Source organism: Sediminibacterium sp. KACHI17, from assembly GCF_040362915.1.
Classification (GTDB): Bacteria; Bacteroidota; Bacteroidia; order Chitinophagales; family Chitinophagaceae; genus Sediminibacterium.
In genome coordinates, this window is record NZ_AP029612.1 from 491879 (window position 1) to 512129 (window position 20251).

Consider the following 20251-nt stretch of genomic DNA (forward strand, 5'->3'; position numbering starts at 1 on the left):
AATAATGTCACAATTTATCGGTCACAAATCATTTTAGCCGGCTCGGGGCTTTGGTCTGAGCTAGCTGAAATCCAATAATCCTTTTAATGCATCGATCCTGAATCGTATCACCGGCCAGGATTTAGCAGGTTGTCCTTTGAAGGTATATCCCAAGCCTAATACCAACGATGCTCCGAGTTTAAAAAGATACTCGAGTATTTTCAGGCAATAGGACATCTTACTGATCTGCAAAGTCCTTACCTTTTCGCCTCTGCCATATCCGCTAGCCACACGATACAGATATGCTGGTGTCAGTTTTGCGGTTTCAACAATGTGATGAACGATGATCTGCGGATCATAATAAATGATAGCATTCCGCGACTGCAGTCTTAGAAAAAATTCTTTTCCTTCGCCACCGATCCTCAGCGTTCCTTTAACACCGGGTAATGCCGTGTTGAAGCCTCCGATCTCATCAAACAATACTTTAGGAACAATCATATTCGATTCGAGCGGATATTTACCGGGTTTGAAAACGCTTACAGAGGGTGCATAATCAAAGTTGCCTACCATAGATGAAACAAAATGACTCATCCACTTGGGTTCTGCAGGGATATATTTTGGGATGATTCGTCCACCCAATCCACCTGCATCTGGGTGAAGCCGAAAGAATTCAGTGATTCGGAACAGATAATCCGGCTCTGCAATGGCATCATCATCCATAAAGCATAACAGAGGTGATTGAGCAAGCTTAGCGCCTGTATTTCTCGCAAAAGAAGCTCCTTGGTTGTGTTCAACGGTATAAATAATATTCGTCTCAGCATACCGTTCAATACAGTTTTTACAGACCTCTTCTGTATCATCTGTTGAGTTGTTATTAACGATGATCACTTCAAATGCCTCTTTGTGAAGTGATTGAACTGATAAGCTCTTCAAAGCGTCGGGGATATAGGCAGCCCTATTATAGGTACAGATGACCACTGATATTTGTAAGGGCGTTTTCATAAACTGCGCAAAGATACAAGTGCTTTTGCTATTATATTTCCCCAGTTGTGGTGTTCAAGAAAAGCATCGGGTGTCATCGATTGATGATAGGGGTTCAAATTACTCATGGCATTGGCAAATAAGGTCCATTCATAATCCGGAACAACTTTTACTTTGTCGCCTGTCAATGAAGGAAGAAGCCCCTTCACGCCTGTAGCAGTTGTGATCACTGTTTGGTGACAGGCCAATGCTTCCACCAGTTTTGTTTTGATTCCTCCACCCAGTGTCACCGGATTGATGGAGCAATCGGTACCGATCATAAAAACATTGATATCATCCACGAATCCACAATGAATGATCTCTGGTTGTTCTTTCAAAACGATCTCCCATTGTTCGGAAAGATCGCTTCCACAGATAAAAATTTTAAAGGATAATTTCTTTTCTCTCAATCTTGGAAGCAATTCATACACTATGATATGAAGTGCATCTGTATTGGGCGTATAATTGAGTGTGCCATTGAATAAAAACAATAAGCTGTTATTAGAGATCTTAAAATACTCCATAATTCGCCTACGTAAAACAGGTTTACTGGTATCTAAACCTGATTCAGGTTTTACCCCATAGGTGATCACGGTGCAATTTTTCGGATCGAGTTGCCAGCTATCGATCGCATAGTGCTGATCTTCTTCCGTTATAAAAAAATTGTGGTTTGCCTTTCGGTGCACAAATTTTTCATAGTTGTGATAGCTTTTCCAAAACAGGCGTTGCATATCCCTGAAGCGATGTGCTTCAATATTGTGTGAGCGAATCACAAAGGGTACGCCTGTAAGCCATCTGAGTAATAATCCCAGCCATCCGAAATAAGAATGCTCTATGATGATCACATTCACTTTGTGCCTGCGGATGAGCTTTGTTAAATGAAAGGTGTAAAAGATGTTGAATGGTCCTTTCCAGTGATCGAAAAGAAAATTCTCTACCTGAGCACCGGGTACAGTGTCTGTTTGATTTTTTTTAGCAACAGCCAATATGAGCTTGGTTTCTTTCGCCAAATGCTCATAAAATCCTTGCACACATTTTTGTCCACCCATCCTTGCAGGAAATACAGCATAGGAGACAATACCTAAAACAACGGGGTTATTCATCAGGCTTTTTCTTCTCTTTTTCTTCTAAAGGAAAAGAAACTGGCAAGGATCAGTAGTATCCAGATCGGCGCAGATGTTATGACCGCAATTTTTGCACTGTTGTAATACGAAGCAGGTTTGAATTCAAACACAATTTCATGATTACCCGCAGGAATAGCCAATCCGCGTAAAGCATAATTGACTTTCACGATCGGTGCTTCTTTTCCGTCGATGGTAGCTGTCCAGCCACGATCATAAAATATTTCGCTGAATACTGCAAACTGATTACTGCTGCTGTTTGAGCGATATCGTACAAGATCGTTATCATTCAATACTTGAACGATACTTGCTGTTGAGTCAGCAACCGGTTCAAATGGAATATCTTTTTTGGCACTGTTTTCTACAATTGCAGTGTCTGCAGGTGAAAATTGATTCATGGCTTTCATCACGGCAGCTGCGTCATTTTCATAACGGATTCCTTTCACAAACCATGCATGTCCCAATGCTTGCGGATTTACCTGTAATCCGGGTTGTCCTGTTTGTTGATTGGGTACGATAAAATATTTAGTGTTCAGCATATTGAGCACAGACATATTCATTGGCTGTTTATTGAGCTGAAAACTGATCAGGTCATTGTATATGCTAAGTTTAGCCGGATGATAGCCACCAACAGAACGGTGATGATAAGCAGTAAATGCATCTGTGTATGGATCAACGGTCAAGTTGAGCACACGTGGACGAGTAGTATCTTTCAATATTTCCTGATCAATAGGAGTGGGCGCAAACTGATTTTCATTCACCACTTCTGCATCTTGGAAATTTCTATCACTCAGGTATCTTTTTCCAATTGTAAATAGATCGATTGAGCTCAGTGCTACGATAGCGATCAATACATACGCTGTTTTGAGTTTGTCTTTTATAGCGAGCCATAACAATCCGGCTGCAGCAGCAATGAATAAAATGGATCTGATAAGGTCTGATCCGAAAAGCGATCGTCTGTCTTCTTTTAGTGCATTATAAAAAGCATTCGCTTCCTCTTGATTGCCACCGAGTGATTGGGTCAGATAATTTTTGATCTGATCGTCTTTACCTATATAATCAAAAGTCAAATAGAGCAAAACAGCGCCCAGTAAAAGTCCTCCTGTTACATACACTGATTTTTTAAGAGCAGCCAAAGCAGTTGCTTTGTTTTTCTCTTCAAACAGAAATTGCTGCAATGCCATGATGGCCAGTAAAGGGAATAGTAATTGTGGAAGAATCAGAATAATGCTGGGGGCACGGAATTTATTATAGAGAGGAAGATTATTGAATAAGAAACTATTCAATGCCATGAAATTACTACCCCAACTCATGATAACAGCAATTATACATACCGCGAGTATCCACCAGCGGTGCCATGTTTTTAGGTATACCAATCCTAGGATAAATAAAAAGCAAATGATCGCACCCAGGTAAACAGGTCCTGATGTCATGGGTTGAGGTCCCCAATAGGTTGGCATAGAACCGGCAAACTGAGCGGCCTGATCTTCCGGAATTCCTTTTTCTATGGCTTTTTTAGCAAGGTTGGAATTTTTGTCAAGTTCACCATTGGTACTACCGCCATAAATTCCGGGTACTAAAAACGTATAAGTCTCAGCAATGCCATAACTGCCATAATAAAAAGCATAATCAATATCCAGTCCTTTACTCTTCTTTGCTTGTCCGGTAGAGTCCAATTTTACAGAACCTCCACGCATCGTAGCTTTCGCATAATCGCTGGTGGTAGCAAGTGTAACAATATTAGGACCCACACCCAAAGCGCCCATTGATAATGCCAGTGCCAATGAAATACCTAAATGTTTATAATCTTTCTGTTTGATCCATTGAATGATGAATCCGATGGTCATACCTCCTCCTACAAATAAAAAGTAATAGGTTACTTGTAAGTGGTTCATAGCGATCAATAGAAAACTGAAGAGGGCCGTTAATGCAGCACCCCACCAATATTCTTTTTTATATATCAACCAAAGAGCACCCAACAATGCAGGCATGTATCCCATGGCTTGCATTTTGGTATCATGTCCAACCGCAATGATCACGGGATCGTATGTGGCATAAGCATACGCGATACCGCCAAGGATACCGATCCATGGTTTTGCACCTATGACCTGTGACAAAAAATAAAAGCTGATACACAGCAGGAAAAAGAAGCCAATTGGTTTGCCCATAAAGAGCATGAACAATTGGTGAAAGTAAATAGGGGTGATGGGATTGGCAGCTTCCATTGCGATCTGGTAAGCCGGCATACCACCAAAAAGATTATTATTCCAAAGCGGATAGTGCCCGTGGGTCTCTTTGTACTTGAACAGATCTTGGGCCATACCTTTCCAATGAGATACGTCTGATTGGTCGATGACTTTGCCTTCTAGTGCAGGTTTGCAAAAGATAATGGCTACCAGAAGAAAAATACCCGCCGCTATTACATGCGGTAACAAAGATTTCCATTGAAACTGCTTCATGATACTTTTTTGAGCTATCAGCAAACCTACAGGAAAAATGTTTGATTTTTTCGTGCGAAGGCAGCCATTTACAAACAGTTTGATAGTATTTTGTGTAAAATCTGATACCCGAATTTCAACGAAACAGTTATGGCAGGATTTTCTTTCTTTTCCAGATTCGCATTTATCTGTAATATCTTTTTTCTGATTTGTTTATTGGTGAATCTATTTGTGGTCGTAGAGCAGGCCGAAAAACTAGGCTTTCTGGCAGATACCGCCATTGCCATGGGAATGGTATTGTCTCCTGTTTTGAATATGGGAGTGAACTTATGGTTCATCCTTTTGTTGCTTGGTAAAAAACAGATCACAGTGGCTAAATGGTTGACGGCTTTTAACTTCTTGATCCTGGTAATTCAAATCATTTATTTTCTGAATTAATATTTATGATCACACATATTTTACGTGACAAGCCTACAAAATTATTCATCAGTATCGCTGCTTTTTTTGTAGCCAATGCATTGATCGCTGAATGTATAGGAGGGAAGATCTTTTCACTGGAGAAAGTATTTGGAGTTGATCCTGTTAACCTTACTTTATTCGGACAAACCGGATTGTCATTTAATCTTACTTGTGGTGTGTTGCTTTGGCCTCTTGAATTTGTGATCACTGATATTGTGAATGAGTATTATGGTCCACGTGCAGTGAGAAGGATCAGCTATACGGCTGTGGTTTTGATCACCTATGCGTTTATCATGTTTTATGCAGCTATGAATATTCCTCCAGCTGATTTCTGGATCACGTCCAAACAAACAGAAGGTATTGCCAATATGCAGGATGCATTTGGGGGCATATTTGGACAAGGGATGTGGATCATAGCAGGAAGTCTGATCGCATTTCTGGTGAGTCAAATTGTAGATGTGACCGTATTCCATAAGATCAAAAAAAGAACCGGACAAAAATGGGTTTGGTTGCGTGCAACAGGGTCTACATTGGTATCGCAATTGGTGGATAGTTTTATTGTTTTATTCATCGCCTTTAAGATCGGGAATGGATGGAGCTGGAAATTGGTGCTGGCAATTTGTCTCGTGAACTATCTCTATAAATTCACCATGGCGATCATTCTAACACCATTGATCTATTTCGCCGAAAATAGAATTGATCAATACCTTGGTCCGGAAACCGCACGTAAAATGAAATTGGCGGCGATGGGAAAGGAGGAGGAGTGAGTGTGAATAGTGAGTAGTCAATAGTGATTAGTGAGTATGGTTTTATGTTGCATGGTATTTTAAACACAAGTACTCAATACCCAATAACCTGATTATCTTTTCTTCAACAGCTCGATCACAACTTTATCAATTGGTAGTGTAACAGCATCTGCATTGAGTTCATTCCAGTGGACCCATCGGAAGACTTCACTTTCACCATTTGGGTTGCTGGTTTGTTCCGGGCTTAGGTCAAAAGCTTTTGTTTTGGTTTCGAGTGGGATGGGTTCTTCTGCATGAACTCTGTAATAAATAGAAATGATCTGGTCTTTTTGATTGAATGCAGAGATCTGAAAAAAATCAGTAGTATAAAAATGTTCCCCGATCGTGACATCTAATCCGGTCTCTTCTTTGAATTCTCTTTTTAAACAGTCTCTTGTGCCTTCGCCAAATTCTAATCCGCCGCCTGGAAGTTTTGTGATATAAGCACCGCGAATAAATTCATCACTAACCAGAAGCCGTTGTTGACTGTCTAACAAAATTCCATACACACGAATATTGAATAAAGGCATATCAGAACCATTTCTTTTTCATGAAGTACCAGCTGATGACTACAGCTATTGCAATCGATAAACCAATCGGGACATAGAATGCATACGGTGAATGTGCCCATGGGATATTGTCAACGTTCATGCCATACAAGCTGGCAACCATCACCGGTAAAGAAAGAATGATGGTAATTGACGTCAGACGTTTCATCACATTGTTCAGGTTGTTACTGATGATACTCGCGAATGCATCCAATGTACTGGTGAGGATATTCGTATAGATATTCGCCATCTCCAGCGCCTGGCTGGTATCAACGATCAAGTCATTCAGAAATTCTCTCTCTTCTTCATTGAGTCCTAAGAAATTTGTTCGTTCCAGTTTCATCATCAGCATTTCATTACTGCGTAAGGCTGTCACGAAATAGACCAGACTTTTTTGTATACGCATCAGATTCAAAAGGTCTACATTACTATTGCTTTCATATAAACTGGTTTCATACTGATTTCTTCGATGATTGATCTCCTTCAGGAATTCCATGAAATTCTGTACTACTTTTTCAAAGACCTTTAAAATCATCATGTTCTTTTTATCCGGATGTCTTTTCTGAAAAGAGTTCAGGAATTTCTTGATAGCTCCGTTATCAAAAGAGTTTACAGTTACAATTTGCGTATGCGTGAGGATAATGCAAATCGGTATTGTGATATAAAAAGCATCACTGTCGTTGAAAGAGTTATTTTCTGTGGGGGTTTTAATAACAACAAATCTGACATTGTCTTCTATTTCATAGCGCGGACGTTCGTCAATATCCAATGAGTCGCGCAGGAATTCAATCGGAATATCCAGACCTTCCGAAAGTTCAATGAATTCTTCTTCTTTAAAAGGGGGGACAAGATTTACCCAAACATCTCTATCACCTTTATCGATCTCAACTGTTTGTCCGTTTATATTTTTGAAGTACTGAATCATAGGGCGATTGTTAGATGTCAGATATCAGATGTATTAAAGATCAGATATCTGACAGGGTCAAATTGTTATTTCTCCTTTAAATACAAAATCTGCAGGTCCGCAAAGCCAAATATTTCTGAACTGTTGGTCATTGATCTTGTCGAATTCAACAGCGAGTTTTCCACCTTTTGTTTTGATGTCTACACGGTTGAAGCCTTTGTCATTATGTGCAAACACAAGCGCGGCGGCGGTTACACCGGTTCCACAACTGAATGTTTCATCTTCCACACCTCTCTCATATGTTCTTACCACAATATTTTTAGATTCCTGTTCCACAAAGTTTACATTGATACCTTTTTCTGCGAAGTCTTTACTGTTGCGGATACTTCTCCCTTCATTGAATACATCCAGTTTCATGATATCCTGAACCGTTTTGATATAGTGTGGTGAACCTGTATCCAGTATAGCATCTCCATTATGTTGAGTGATGGTATCAACATCTTTCATTTTTAGGCGGATCCAATTTTTTTCATCCAGTTCAGCTTCATGTTCTCCATCTGACGCAAGAAAACGATAAGTGGTTTTATGAATTCCCATGTCATAAGCAAATTTCGTCAAACACCTGCCACCATTGCCACACATGCTGCTTTCATTACCATCTGCGTTGTAGTATTTCATTTCAAAATCATACCCAGATAAAGTATTGAGTAGCATGAGTCCATCAGCACCAATGCCAAATCTTCTGTCACATAAATGATGGATTTGTGCAGTGGATAAATGGATATGACCATTGCGATTATCCATGATCACAAAATCATTTCCGGTACCTTGATATTTATAAAATGTGAGTGTCATACCAGTGATCATGCAGATAATATTTCCAAAGTTTTAATGATTAGTTTTTCAACAGCGGCAGCTCCATCTTTGCTGAATTGTTTATTGACACGATTAGCCACGATCGCGCTTAAGCTCAAACAATGATGTCCTAATAATTTTCCCAAACCATAAATACCACTTGTTTCCATTTCGAAGTTGGTAATGCGATGATTGCCATATTGAAAGCTGGTGAGCTGATCAACCCAGTCTGTATTAAATAGGCCAAGTCGAAGTACTCTTCCTTGCGGACCATAAAATCCGGGACATGTAACTGTAATGCCGTGATGAAATCCTTCAACAAAATGCTTTAATACAGAAGGACCAGCAGATGCTATATAAGGAGAAGCGATATTGTTACCCAATTTGGTGTGATTGATAAAAGCACCAACAATTTCACTTTCTTCCGGATTGTTTTTTTGTTGATAAAAATTCAGCAGGTTATCGATGCCTAATCCATGGGTACTGGCCACAAAACTATCTGCAGGAATATCGGCTTGAAGAGATCCGGATGTGCCAACTCTAACAATGGTGAGGGGAGTATGGGTAGACTTCACGGTTCTAGTATCAAAATCAATATTGACCAATGCGTCCAATTCATTTAAGACGATGTCGATATTATCGGTACCGATTCCTGTAGATACCACACTTATTCTTTTTTGACCGATGCGACCTGTATGTGTTACAAATTCGCGGTGCTGGAATTTACCTTCGACCTGATCGAAATGTTTACTCACTTCACCAACACGATCGGGGTCGCCCACGGTTATGATGGTTGGAGCGAGTTCTTCGGGTCTCAGATTCAGGTGGTATACGGCACCACGTTGATTAAGGATAAATTCACTTTCTGCAATACGGTTCATACTGAATGGGTTATCGCCGACAAATTTCGGGTTTTCGCATTTAGAATTTTGAAATTCCTTCGATTGCTTTATTTTCGCACCCTGCTACGGAAAAGGTCCTGTGGCCGAGTGGCTAGGCAGAGCTCTGCAAAAGCTTCTACAGCGGTTCGAATCCGCTCGGGACCTCTGGAAGGGATCAGGTGTCACCTGATCCCTTTTTTTATAAGTTATTGATAATCAATTGTAGTGATCTTCCACTTTGCTTTCGTTTTTTTTCCCGTTGGCGTCCGTGAAAAACACGTGAGTCAGAATAAATTTTTAACTCCTTCGAGATCTCTTTTTGCATCAAATTTAAATTTTAATCGTTTTATAATCTCTCAAAAATGATAGTAAATCGTCATGCTGATGATTTCGTTTTATTTTTAATAAAAAGCTTTATATCATATTATTACGAATGTGTTTATTATATATATGTTTATCTCTATGCGGTAGTGATCTATCATATCGGATCACTTATATAATAAAAAAAGCATTTGTGTATAATAAAATCCGCATTTTTCCTTTGATGTTTAGCATTCATCATTTAGTTTTGATGAATCATTAACAGATTATTTTGTTTCCCCCAGGCGATCTGTTAAGCGCAAAACCTTCAACATCCTATCGAAACTTTTTAAAGTTCATATCCACGCAGTAGTACTGCATCCTATTTGAATCCTTTCCTATGTGCCCCAAACAAATGTTTGGATTAGCATCATTGCAACAACTAGAATCATGGCTTTTTCTACGAGAAAATTGTTATTGTCTTCAGTACTGAGTGTGCTTTTGCTGTTTATTATTTCAGCAACTAAAGCGCAAACCAATGCTTTAAGTTTTGATGGCGTCAATGATCAGATGGTCGTAGGCACTGATACAGCATTGAATCTAAACACCCAGATCACTATTGAATCTTGGATCAAGCCTGATCTTACCAATACTCGAAACGTTCAATCGGTTATCTCAAAATCTTCTATCAGTCAGAATACAGGGTATATTTTTCCAAGAACCGATGACAATTGGAATAAGCTTGTTTTTTACATCAACTTCAATGCGCTAGGTTGGAGAAAATTAGAAGTTCCTTATACAGCTTATAAAAGTTCATGGACACATGTAGCTGCAACCTATGATGGTGCATTCATGAGAATCTATATTAATGGAAGTCCGGCAGGGGAGTTGGCAGTTACAGGAACGATTACGGTTAACACCAATCCATTAACAGTAGGATACCACAATGGATTTGAAGGCACTTCATCTGAATACTTCGCAGGAAGTATCGATGAGATCAGAATCTGGAGAAGAGCACTGGTTCAGTGTGAGATTCAAAATAACTTGACTTGTGAAGTAGCAGCCGGTGGACAAACTGGGCTGGTTTCTTATTTTAAGCTGAACCAGGGTTCAGCAGGGTTATTGAATTCTCTGCTTACAAGCGTAACCAACTCAATTGCAGGAAGAGCGAATGCTACTTTAAATAATTTTGGATTATTAGGATTGACTTCCAACTGGATTGAAGGTATCGCAACAGGTACCTGTTCTGTATTTACACCTCCGGTAACATCAGCCAGCAGTGATAAATTGTCTTATCTGAATACTGAGACCATCCAATTCAATGCAACGGGTGGTGTTTCCTACAGCTGGACCGGACCAAATGGATTCACTTCTACCTTGGCTTCACCGACTAGATCTGCGAGTGGTAATGCCGGTACTTATACAGTTGCGATTACAACAGCGAACGGTTGTGTGGTGAAACAAAATGTAACGATTCAAGTAAGTACAAGAACCGGACGTGGATTACATTTTGATGGTATCAATGATGTTGTCACAATTGCGGATAATCCTTCACTGAATACTGGTACAGGATTAACCATTGAAGCATGGATTCGTCCAACTGACCGTAACACGCCGATTCAAACCGTTGTTAATAAATCATCTTTTGCTACACAGGGTTATGTATTCCCTCGTACAGATGATGGATGGAGATCGATCTCTTTTTATGTTCACTTAGAGGGGCAAGGGTGGAAGATCGCAAGAGCTCCTTATCCATTAGTGAATGGACAACCTCAGATCAATACATGGCATCATGTGGCAGCAACATATGATGGATTCAAGTTGCGTATTTATGTGAATGGTGTATTGTCTGCAACAGAAGAATTTGTTGGTCAGTTGTCTCGCAATACAAATCCGATCTCTATTGGTAACCAATCTGGTTATACAGAATTTTATCAGGGTAATTTGGATGAGGTTCGTATCTGGAACCGTGCGCTTGATCTTTGTGAGATCACCAATAATATGAACTGTGAATTACCGATGCCACAAACAGGGCTTCAGGTGTATTATCAGTTCGACCAAGGACTTGAGTCTGTTAATAATACCGCTATTACTCAGGTTACTGATGCGAGTGGTAACAATAACAATGGATCATTGACTAATTTCACGCTGCTTAGCAATACTTCAAATTTCACAGCAGGTAAATTAACCAATGATAATACCTGTGCGCCATTCACAGCGCCTACGATCACAGCCGCTGCTAATGGATCTGTTTTAGAAGTAGGCAGTACAATACAGCTGACAGCAAACACAGATGGTGCTTCTTCATACTCATGGACTGGTCCAAATAATTTTACTTCGAATCAACAAAATCCTACATTGACCAATGCTCAGATTGTTAATGGAGGAACTTATGTTGTTACTGCAGAAGTCAATGGATGTAATCCACTTGCTAGCGTTAAAGTTGTCATAGCTAATAAAGGAGGATCCATTACATTAGATGGGGTGGATGATATGCTTACGCATCCAAGCAATGATGCATTTAAAATACAGAATCAGATCACACTTGAAAGTTGGGTATATCCAACCGATGGTCAAAGAAATATCCAAAGTGTAATGGGTAATTCTTCTCGTGCTCATAACTACGGATATATTTTCCCAAGAACTGATGATGGTTGGAAATCAGTGATCTTCTATCTGCATATCAATGGTGAGTGGAAGAAATTGACAGCTCCTGAGTTCAATGGTCTAAACCAATGGCACCATGTAGCTGCAACCTATGATGGGTTTAATATGCGTATTTATGTGGATGGAGTATTGAAAGCTACTCAGGAAGCTACAGGTACCATTACCACAATTCCTCCGGCCGACTTAAACACAACCATCAATCCTAATTTATTTGTGATCGGAAACCAGCCTGGATTTACTGAGTTCTATCGTGGTAAATTAGAAGAAGCTAAAGTTTGGAACAGAGCATTGAATCAGTGTGAGATCATTAATAATATGAACTGTGAGTTACAACCTTCACAAAGCGGATTGGTTGCTTACTACAAATTCAATCAGGGTTGGGCTAATGTTGCTAACGCTGAAACATCTGTGATCGATGCGGGTGGTAATAATCGTCATTTATCACTGGTGAATGTTGCACAAGATGGAACTGCATCCAACTGGAGTGATTTTAAAGTGAACGGTACTTGCAGCACTTATGCGGAACCACCGGTAACTGCTCAGGCAAACGGTAGTGTTTTCGGAATCGGTAGCACGATTCGTTTATTTGCGAATGGCGGTACAGCTTACGAGTGGACCGGTCCAAGTTCATTTGAATCCAATTCTCCAAGTCCGATTGTTTATAATGCACAATCTGTAAATACCGGTATCTATACTGTAGGTGTTCCATTTGTGAATTGTAAGATCTATAAGAGTGTTAGATTAACTGTTACACCATTGCCTGCTATTCAAGCCAGTGGTAATACAACGATTTGTCCTTCTTCAAAAGTTACATTATCGATTGCCTCTGTAGGAACAGCATATCAGTGGTATTTGAATGATGAGCCTATCACAGGTGCGAATTCATCTACTTATCAGGCTGGTGCTACTGGTGCATATTCAGTGGGTGTAACTGTTGATGGTAATGTTCAAATTTCAGCGCCTATTTCTGTAACTGTTGTTGATAATGTGCCTCCATCTCCAAATGTTGTTTCATTACCAACATTGAATTTGTCGGCACCGGTTACTATCACTAATTATCCAACTGCTTCGGATAACTGTAGAGGTACGGTTACGGCTACCACAAATAGTCCGCTTACCTTCACGCAAAGTGGTACTTATACGATCGTATGGACGTACAATGATGGTAATGGCAATACTGCTACTCAAACACAGCAAGTTGTTGTCGTTAGAAATGATGTAACTCCACCGGTTTTAAATAATTTACCTTCTAATGTTACCGTTAATTGTTCTGCAGTTCCTGCGGTACCAGTTGTTACAGCAACAGATGATGTAGATGGAACTGGTTCTGTAACATTTACAGAAAGCAGTACACGTAGCGCTGATATTTATAATGCAGCCTATTACAATTATACCATTACAAGAACTTGGTCTGCGACAGATGGTTCAAACAATACATCTACTGTTTCAAGAACGATTACCGTAGTAGATAATCAGGCTCCGGTATTCGGAACTATCAATAATATCAATATTGCAGCAGCTAATAATGCAGCTGGCGCCAATGTAACTTATAATGTGTCTGCGATCGATGCATGTGGAAGTCCGGTTACATATACCTATAATATCTTATCGGGTTCATTCTTCCAGATCGGTGTAACGACTGTACAGGTGACAGCAAGAGATGTGATCGGTAATACGGCGAATACCAGCTTTACTGTTAGCGTATTTGATAATCAGGCGCCTGCTATCACTGCTCCGGCAAATATTACTGTAAATACAGATGCGGGTAGCGCATTCGCTACAAACGTGAATTTGGGTAACGCAACTGTGAGTGATAATTCTGCATCAGGTGTTTCGATTACCAATAATGCACCAGCTCAATTCCCGATCGGTAATACAACGGTTACCTGGACAGCAACTGATGCAGCCGGTAACGCTACTACTGCTACACAAGTTGTGACTGTAAAAGATGTTGAACCGCCGGTGTTGGTTGTTCCGTCATCTGTAACTACCGTTACAAATAATAGTCAGGCTTATGCTACAAATGTTGCTTTAGGAAATGCTAGTGCAACCGATAACAGCGGTTTCGCAAACATCTCTAATGATGCACCTGGTCAATTCCCGATCGGTTCTACAACGGTTACATGGACAGCTATTGATGCTGCAGGAAATAAAACAACGGCAACACAACAGGTTATTGTACAAGATAAAGAAGCGCCAGTCCTGATCGCGCCAAGCAATAAAATTGTAAGTACCAATACAGGTGCAAACTTTGCTACCGGAGTAGATCTTGGTAATGCAAGTGGATCCGATAACAGTGGAATGGCGGTACAAATAACGAACAATGCTCCGTCAGTATATCAATTAGGTCAGAACCAGGTTCTTTGGACCATCACAGATGCTTTTGGAAATACTGCTAGTGCAATTCAGATCATTACTGTAAAAGATACTGAGAAGCCTTTGATCTCAGGAGTGGCTAATATCGTAGTAGATGCTCCAAGTGGTTCTAATACAGCTATTGTATCTTCTTTAGGTACACCAAGTGCAACAGACAATGTTCAGGTAGTTTCTTTGACTAATAACTCAAGTAGCACTATTTATCCGATCGGTACTACAACAATTGTTTGGACAGCTATTGATGCTGCTGGAAATGAGAATACCACTGTACAGCTTGTTATCGTTCGTGATAAAACAGCTCCTGTATTAAGTGAGGTTCCGGCAAATACAACCGTAACCTGTGGTTCAATTCCAGCTGTTGCAACAGTGACCGCTTCAGATAACTACGATCAGAATATCTCAGTGTCATTTACTGAATCATCAACTAAAGGCACTGATCCAACACAAGCTTCATTCTATAACTATACCATAACTAGAACCTGGACAGCAACTGATGCAGGTCTGAACCAAGTATCTGCATCTCAGGTGATCACTGTAGTAGATAACCAAGGACCGGTGATCAATCAGCCGGTAAATATAGAGGCGAACAGTGCTTCAGGAATTTGTGGAGCTACTGTCAACTTCACGGTTACTGCTTCTGATCTTTGTGGTAGTCCGATCACATATACATACAGTAAAGCATCTGGTACTGTATTCCCTGTTGGTGTGACCACTGTGGAAGTAACTGCAACAGATGCAAGTGGTAATAGTTCTTCTTCAAGCTTTACTGTAACAGTTCGTGATAACCAAGCGCCGGTGATCACCGCACCAGCTAATATTGATGTTGTATTTGGAGCAGCCATTAATTTGGGCAATGCAACAGCAACTGATAATTGCGGGGTGATCAGTATTACCAACAATGCACCATCTAGCTTCCCAATTGGTATCACAGTGGTTACCTGGACTGCAACAGATGCGGCAGGAAACACAAATAAAGTGAATCAGTCTGTAACAGTTCGTGATGGCATTGCTCCTGTACTCAGTGGTGTTCCTGCAAACGTGACAGTAAGTTGCGGATCTATTCCTGCAGTTGCCAACGTAACAGCATCCGACAATTATGATCCATCTGTTACAGTGATTTTCACTGAAACATCAACCAAAGGAAGCAATCCTGCACAGGCTTCTTTCTATAATTATGTAATTACCAGAACATGGTCTGCAAGAGATGCTTCGGGTAATCAGGTATCAGCTAGCCAAGCTATTACTGTAGTAGATACACAGGCACCGCAAATAACTCAACCTATAAACATTGCAACCAACAGTGCAGCGGGAACTTGTGGAGCTATTGTTAACTACACTGTGACAGCAACTGATAACTGTGGTAGCCCGATCACATACACATATAGTAAAGCTTCCGGAACTGTATTCTCAGTAGGAATAACCACTGTTACCGTTACTGCAACGGATGCGAGTGGAAACAGTTCATCACGCAGCTTCACTGTAACAGTAACTGATAACCAAATTCCATCTATTACTGCACCTGCCAATATCAGTGTAACATTTGGAACGGCTGTTAACTTAGGTACACCAATCGCTTCTGATAATTGTGGTGTTCCAACGGTAACCAATAACGCGCCAACAACATTCCCATTAGGTGTAACGATAGTTACCTGGACAGCTGTAGACGCTGCCGGAAATAGAAATACTGCAACTCAAACTGTAACTGTTGTTGCCTTGACAAATTGCTCAAGCAGTATCACCGCGATCCCTGAGAATAATACATATACCGGTGGTATACCAACGAATATCTATCTGGGTTATGGACCACAAAGAGTAACACTGCGAGTGAATGCTACAGGTGGTACTTCATATACTTATAACTGGACAGTTGTTTCAGGTAATGGTTCTTTAAGCAGCACAACAAGCAGTCAGCCTGTATTTGCTCCAACCCAAGCCGGTACTTACACGTTTGAAGTTCGTGTCAGAACTCAGGCAGGTTGTGTATCTATCAGCAGAGTGACCATTTGTGTGAAAGATATCAGAGTGAAAGGTGGTGATGATGACGATGATGATGATGACTGTGATCACAAATCACATAGTAGCAAAGATTGTAAACATAAGGATCATAAGTATCATTCTGACTGTGATCATAAGTCGCATAGCAGTAAAGATTGTAAAAACAAATCTTCCAAATACAGTCGTGATAAATATGATAAATATGATGACGACGATGACGATGATGATTGTGATCATAAATCACATAGCAGCAAAGACTGTAAGCATAAAGATCATAAGTATCATGCTGACTGCGATCATAAGTCGCATAACAGCAAGGATTGTAAGAACAAATCTTACAAGCATGATCATGATGACGACGATGATGATGAAGATGATGATAGTCCAAAAGTGTATCTCTGTCATGTGCCTCCTGGAAATTCAAATAATCCTCAAACGCTCAGAATCAGTATCAATGCGGTTGAGTCTCATTTGAGAAACCATCCGGGTGATAAGCTAGGATCATGTGATCAACAAGGTTGTACAGAAACCATTGTGGTAAGCACAAATCCAAATGTATCTACTGCAACTGCTACTACTGAAGAATCAGCAAGTCCTGTTGTGAAAAAACTGGTACCACAGATCAGTAGTGAATCAGACCTAGAGATTAAAGTAATGGGTAATCCAAGTCGTACCTTCTTTACCATCAAAATGGAAAGCAAGTATGAGTTGCCTGTTCAGGTTCGTGTATTTGATATCAATGGTCGTCCATTAGAGTCAAAGGCAAATCAGTTGCCTAATAGTACCATTCAGATCGGACATAATTTGGGATCAGGTACTTACTATGCAGAATTCCAGCAAGGCACCAGAAGAAAAGTAATTCAGTTGATCAAGGTCAGATAAAACGTTTTCGTAACCCCAACCTATAGAAAACCCCTTATCCGGGAAAACCCAAAAGAGAAGAGCAGTTCCAATGGAATGGCTCTTTTTCTTTTTCAGACAGTAGCATTGGTACTACAAGTGAATCCGGGGAATCGGTTGAGCTTTGTAGTGAAATCTGTACAAGCCCTTTGTAGTGATTGCTCAAACCCCTTATTTTATTAGGTAGGTTTCTACAAAGTCCATCCGCCTTTTTTTTGTTGATATAAATGAAGAGGTTCATATAACAGATTATATATCTGCGTTTGTAGTTGCGTTGCTACCATTCAGACAACCGACACTACCTTATTTTCATCATTACCGTTATTTGCCACGGGGCTGCATTGGAGTCACTTTGTACCATCAAATCAAAGTGATTTCACTCCATGCAACTGCAGCGCCAAATCATCTATCAAATCGCAACTCAGGTCAGCAAAAGCCTGTTCATTTTGCTGTTGTTGCTGATTTCGAATGGCGCTTCTGCTGACTCTACACTGACCATTATCAACGCAAAAAAAAGTCTCAGTTTTACCGCTTCTTCTTTTTGTCAAAATGCAGATATTGAAATCAGTGGCGTTTCTCCTAAAGTAGAGAAACTATTATGGAAGTATAATGGTCAATCACTTAAAAACAGTTACACCCCTTCGTTGATACAAACTGTTGCAGGAACTGCCGTAGAAGGAACCAATGATGATGAATTTCGTTATCCAAGCGGCATTGCTGTAGATGCTGCCGGAAATATTTATATCGCTGATCAGTTCAATCATCGTGTTCAAAAATGGATGCCCGGTGCGAAACAGGGAATTACTGTTGCGGGTGGTCGTGGACAAGGGGATGCTCCTGATCAATTGGATTATCCAATGGGAGTAGCAGTTGATAAAGAAGGGAATCTATATGTCTCTGATGCTGCGAATCAGCGTATCCAGAAGTTTACACCTTCTAATGCCTATGGTATTACTGTTGCCGGGGGTAATGGCAGAGGTAATAAAGCCAATCAATTCAATATGCCTTTCGGTATTTGTTTAGATGCTGATGGTAATATCTATGTAGCCGATAATTATAATCATCGTATACAAAAATGGGCGCCCGGAGCTGCTGAGGGGATTACTGTTGCAGGTGGAAAGCAAGCAGGTAGCAAGGCTGATCAACTCAGGTATCCAAGCAGTGTGAAAGCAGATGTAGCAGGTAATCTGTATATCGCTGATGCAGCAAATGATCGTATTCAACTATGGATGAAAGGTGCAGTGGAAGGGATCACTGTAGCAGGAGGCAAGCGAGGATCAGCAGCTGATCAGTTATACTTTCCAACCGATATTGCCATCAATGAAAATGGTGACCTTTTTATAGCTGATGAAACCAATCAGCGCATCCAACGTTGGAATAAAGGTGCGAAACAAGGAGTAACAGTTGCAGGAGGTAATGGATTAGGAAAGGGGATGAATCAGTTCTCATATCCTTATGGATTATTTATTGACAGAGATGAAAATATCTATGTAGCAGATCAATACAATCATCGCGTTCAACTTTTTCGTAATCCTGAAGCACCGATCAGTTATCAGTTTTCCTTTAAAGCTACACGCCCCGGTATTTATGAAGTTGAATTGTTTTACAGAGACGGACATTCAGAAAAACTGAATGAACTGAATATCCATGAAAGTCCTGTTGTAGCCCCTATTGAAACTGCTTCAAATTTTTGTAGCGGTAGTGAATATCAATTAAAAAACAGCTATTCAGGAGGTCACTGGTCTGTAAGTGATCCGACAATTGCAACGATTGATCAACAAGGAACATTGAAAACATTGGCTGCCGGAAAACTTACGGTTGCGTATCAGGTAAAATCTAATGAAGGCTGTGAAGCAATAGTTCATACTGACATACAGATTACGCCAATACCTCAGTTGCCTAAAATTGAAATGGCCCCATTATTGGTACAACAGTCTTCTGCGGCGTTTGCACAAAGTTCACAACTTTGTGAAGGCAGTAGCATTGATCTCAGACCGATGATGGGAAATGGTTTTTGGTCGGTAAATGATAGCTCAATCGCGACCATTCGTCAACATACACTGTATGGAAAAAATGCCGGTGTCGTAACAGTTCAATATACGTTACAGGAAAATGGATGTATAGCAACTGCACAAACACAGTTCGAAGTAGCGGCAGCACCTGCGCCTATTGAGATTCATGGGTATAAAAAAGTGGTGACAGGACAAACGATCCGTTTAATTCCAGAGACAGTAGGTGGAGTATGGAGATCAGAACAGAATAATTATCTGGATATTGATGCAGCAGGATATATCAAAGGGTTGCAACCAGGCGTTGCGGAAGTACAGTATCAGAAGATGCAAGCTTCGGGTTGTGTAGCTAAAGGTACTGCGGCCATCTTGGTTCAACCGCAAGTACCTATTGTGAAAGATGCATCATATGATCTGAGAAAATATGGAAACACTATCAATGTTGAACAGCAAGTGACAGCCTTACCGGGTGCTGCTCTTCAATTTTATGCTTCTGCAGAAGCAAATCAATTGCCTATTCAGCCTGCAGTGCTCAATAAAATCGGTACTCAAACTATTTGGGTGGCGCAGGTTGTAAACGGGGTTGCCAGTCAACGTGTTCCTTTCAAAGTAATGATTCTTAACACTACTTCAGTAATTACCAATGATCAGCAGTTCAATATCAAAGTGATCGGAAATCCTGCTACACAATTTTTTACTGTTCAACTGAACAGCAAAACCTCACAATTACCTATTACCATGAAAGTGGTAGATGTGCAGGGCAGATTGATCGAGCAGAAAAATCAACTACAAGCGAATAGCACTATTCAATTCGGGCAAACCTATACCGCAGGACAATACTTCGTTGAATATACACAGGGTGCTCAAAGAATGGTGGTATCACTGCTGAAATTAGGTGTACCTGTCCGCACAAATTCTCATACCGCTGCAGTGTATTGATTTCAACAAACAGGTGTTTTTGGGAGTTATGTCTTCTTTCTCTACAGGTTCTCAAAATTCTTTAGCTTCGCAGCA

Annotated in this window: 11 protein-coding genes and 1 tRNA gene; 5 read left to right on the forward strand and 7 right to left on the reverse strand. The window is 40.4% G+C overall.

The genetic code is table 11. The features are described 5' to 3' along the window. Window positions 1–60: 60 nt before the first annotated feature. Genes ABXG83_RS02045 through ABXG83_RS02055 form a run of 3 tightly spaced genes read right to left on the reverse strand, consistent with a single transcriptional unit; the run spans window position 61 to window position 4579 of the window. The gene (locus ABXG83_RS02045) at window positions 61–981 is read right to left on the reverse strand and encodes a glycosyltransferase (protein WP_353549836.1); all 921 of its coding nucleotides are present in this window, start codon (window positions 979–981) and stop codon (window positions 61–63) included. Continuing rightward, window positions 978–2102, reverse strand: a complete 1125-nt coding sequence (locus tag ABXG83_RS02050) for a glycosyltransferase (protein ID WP_353549837.1) — start codon at window positions 2100–2102, stop codon at window positions 978–980. Before ABXG83_RS02050 ends, ABXG83_RS02045 begins: the two co-directional genes overlap by 4 nt. Further along, the gene (locus ABXG83_RS02055; protein ID WP_353549838.1) at window positions 2102–4579 is read right to left on the reverse strand and encodes a YfhO family protein; all 2478 of its coding nucleotides are present in this window, start codon (window positions 4577–4579) and stop codon (window positions 2102–2104) included. The genes ABXG83_RS02050 and ABXG83_RS02055 overlap by 1 nt, the downstream gene beginning before the upstream one ends. Window positions 4580–4708: 129 nt before the next feature. Between ABXG83_RS02055 and ABXG83_RS02060 the strand changes: the two genes are divergently transcribed. Both ABXG83_RS02060 and ABXG83_RS02065 read left to right on the forward strand, forming a co-directional pair. Further along, entirely contained in the window at window positions 4709–4996 is a 288-nt protein-coding gene (locus ABXG83_RS02060; RefSeq protein WP_353549839.1) for a hypothetical protein, read from the forward strand. Between the two features lie 5 nt (window positions 4997–5001). Further along, a complete protein-coding gene (locus tag ABXG83_RS02065; RefSeq protein ID WP_353549840.1) occupies window positions 5002–5784 on the forward strand; it encodes a queuosine precursor transporter in 783 nt (260 codons plus the stop codon). Between the two features lie 92 nt (window positions 5785–5876). Here ABXG83_RS02065 and ABXG83_RS02070 read toward each other — a convergent pair whose 3' ends face one another. Genes ABXG83_RS02070 through ABXG83_RS02085 form a run of 4 tightly spaced genes read right to left on the reverse strand, consistent with a single transcriptional unit; the run spans window position 5877 to window position 8990 of the window. Then, window positions 5877–6332 carry an NUDIX domain-containing protein gene (locus ABXG83_RS02070; RefSeq protein WP_353549841.1) on the reverse strand — a complete coding sequence of 152 codons (456 nt, stop codon included), beginning with the start codon at window positions 6330–6332 and terminating at the stop codon, window positions 5877–5879. A gap of 1 nt (window position 6333) precedes the next feature. Further along, entirely contained in the window at window positions 6334–7275 is a 942-nt protein-coding gene (locus tag ABXG83_RS02075; RefSeq protein WP_178889500.1) for a magnesium transporter CorA family protein, read from the reverse strand. Between the two features lie 57 nt (window positions 7276–7332). Then, on the reverse strand, window positions 7333–8121 hold the full coding sequence (gene dapF, locus ABXG83_RS02080) for a diaminopimelate epimerase (RefSeq protein WP_353549842.1): 789 nt from the start codon (window positions 8119–8121) through the stop codon (window positions 7333–7335). Continuing rightward, entirely contained in the window at window positions 8118–8990 is an 873-nt protein-coding gene (locus tag ABXG83_RS02085) for a nucleoside phosphorylase (RefSeq protein ID WP_353549843.1), read from the reverse strand. The genes dapF and ABXG83_RS02085 overlap by 4 nt, the downstream gene beginning before the upstream one ends. A 94-nt stretch (window positions 8991–9084) precedes the next feature. Between ABXG83_RS02085 and ABXG83_RS02090 the strand changes: the two genes are divergently transcribed. From ABXG83_RS02090 to ABXG83_RS02100, 3 genes are all read left to right on the forward strand, one after another. Beyond that, window positions 9085–9155, forward strand: a tRNA-Cys gene (locus ABXG83_RS02090). 585 nt (window positions 9156–9740) lie between these two features. Next, complete coding sequence (locus ABXG83_RS02095; protein ID WP_353549844.1) at window positions 9741–17210, forward strand: LamG-like jellyroll fold domain-containing protein; 7470 nt, start codon at window positions 9741–9743, stop codon at window positions 17208–17210. A 401-nt stretch (window positions 17211–17611) separates the two neighbouring features. After that, window positions 17612–20176 carry an Ig-like domain-containing protein gene (locus ABXG83_RS02100; RefSeq protein WP_353549845.1) on the forward strand — a complete coding sequence of 855 codons (2565 nt, stop codon included), beginning with the start codon at window positions 17612–17614 and terminating at the stop codon, window positions 20174–20176. The last annotated feature ends 75 nt before the right edge of the window (window positions 20177–20251 follow it).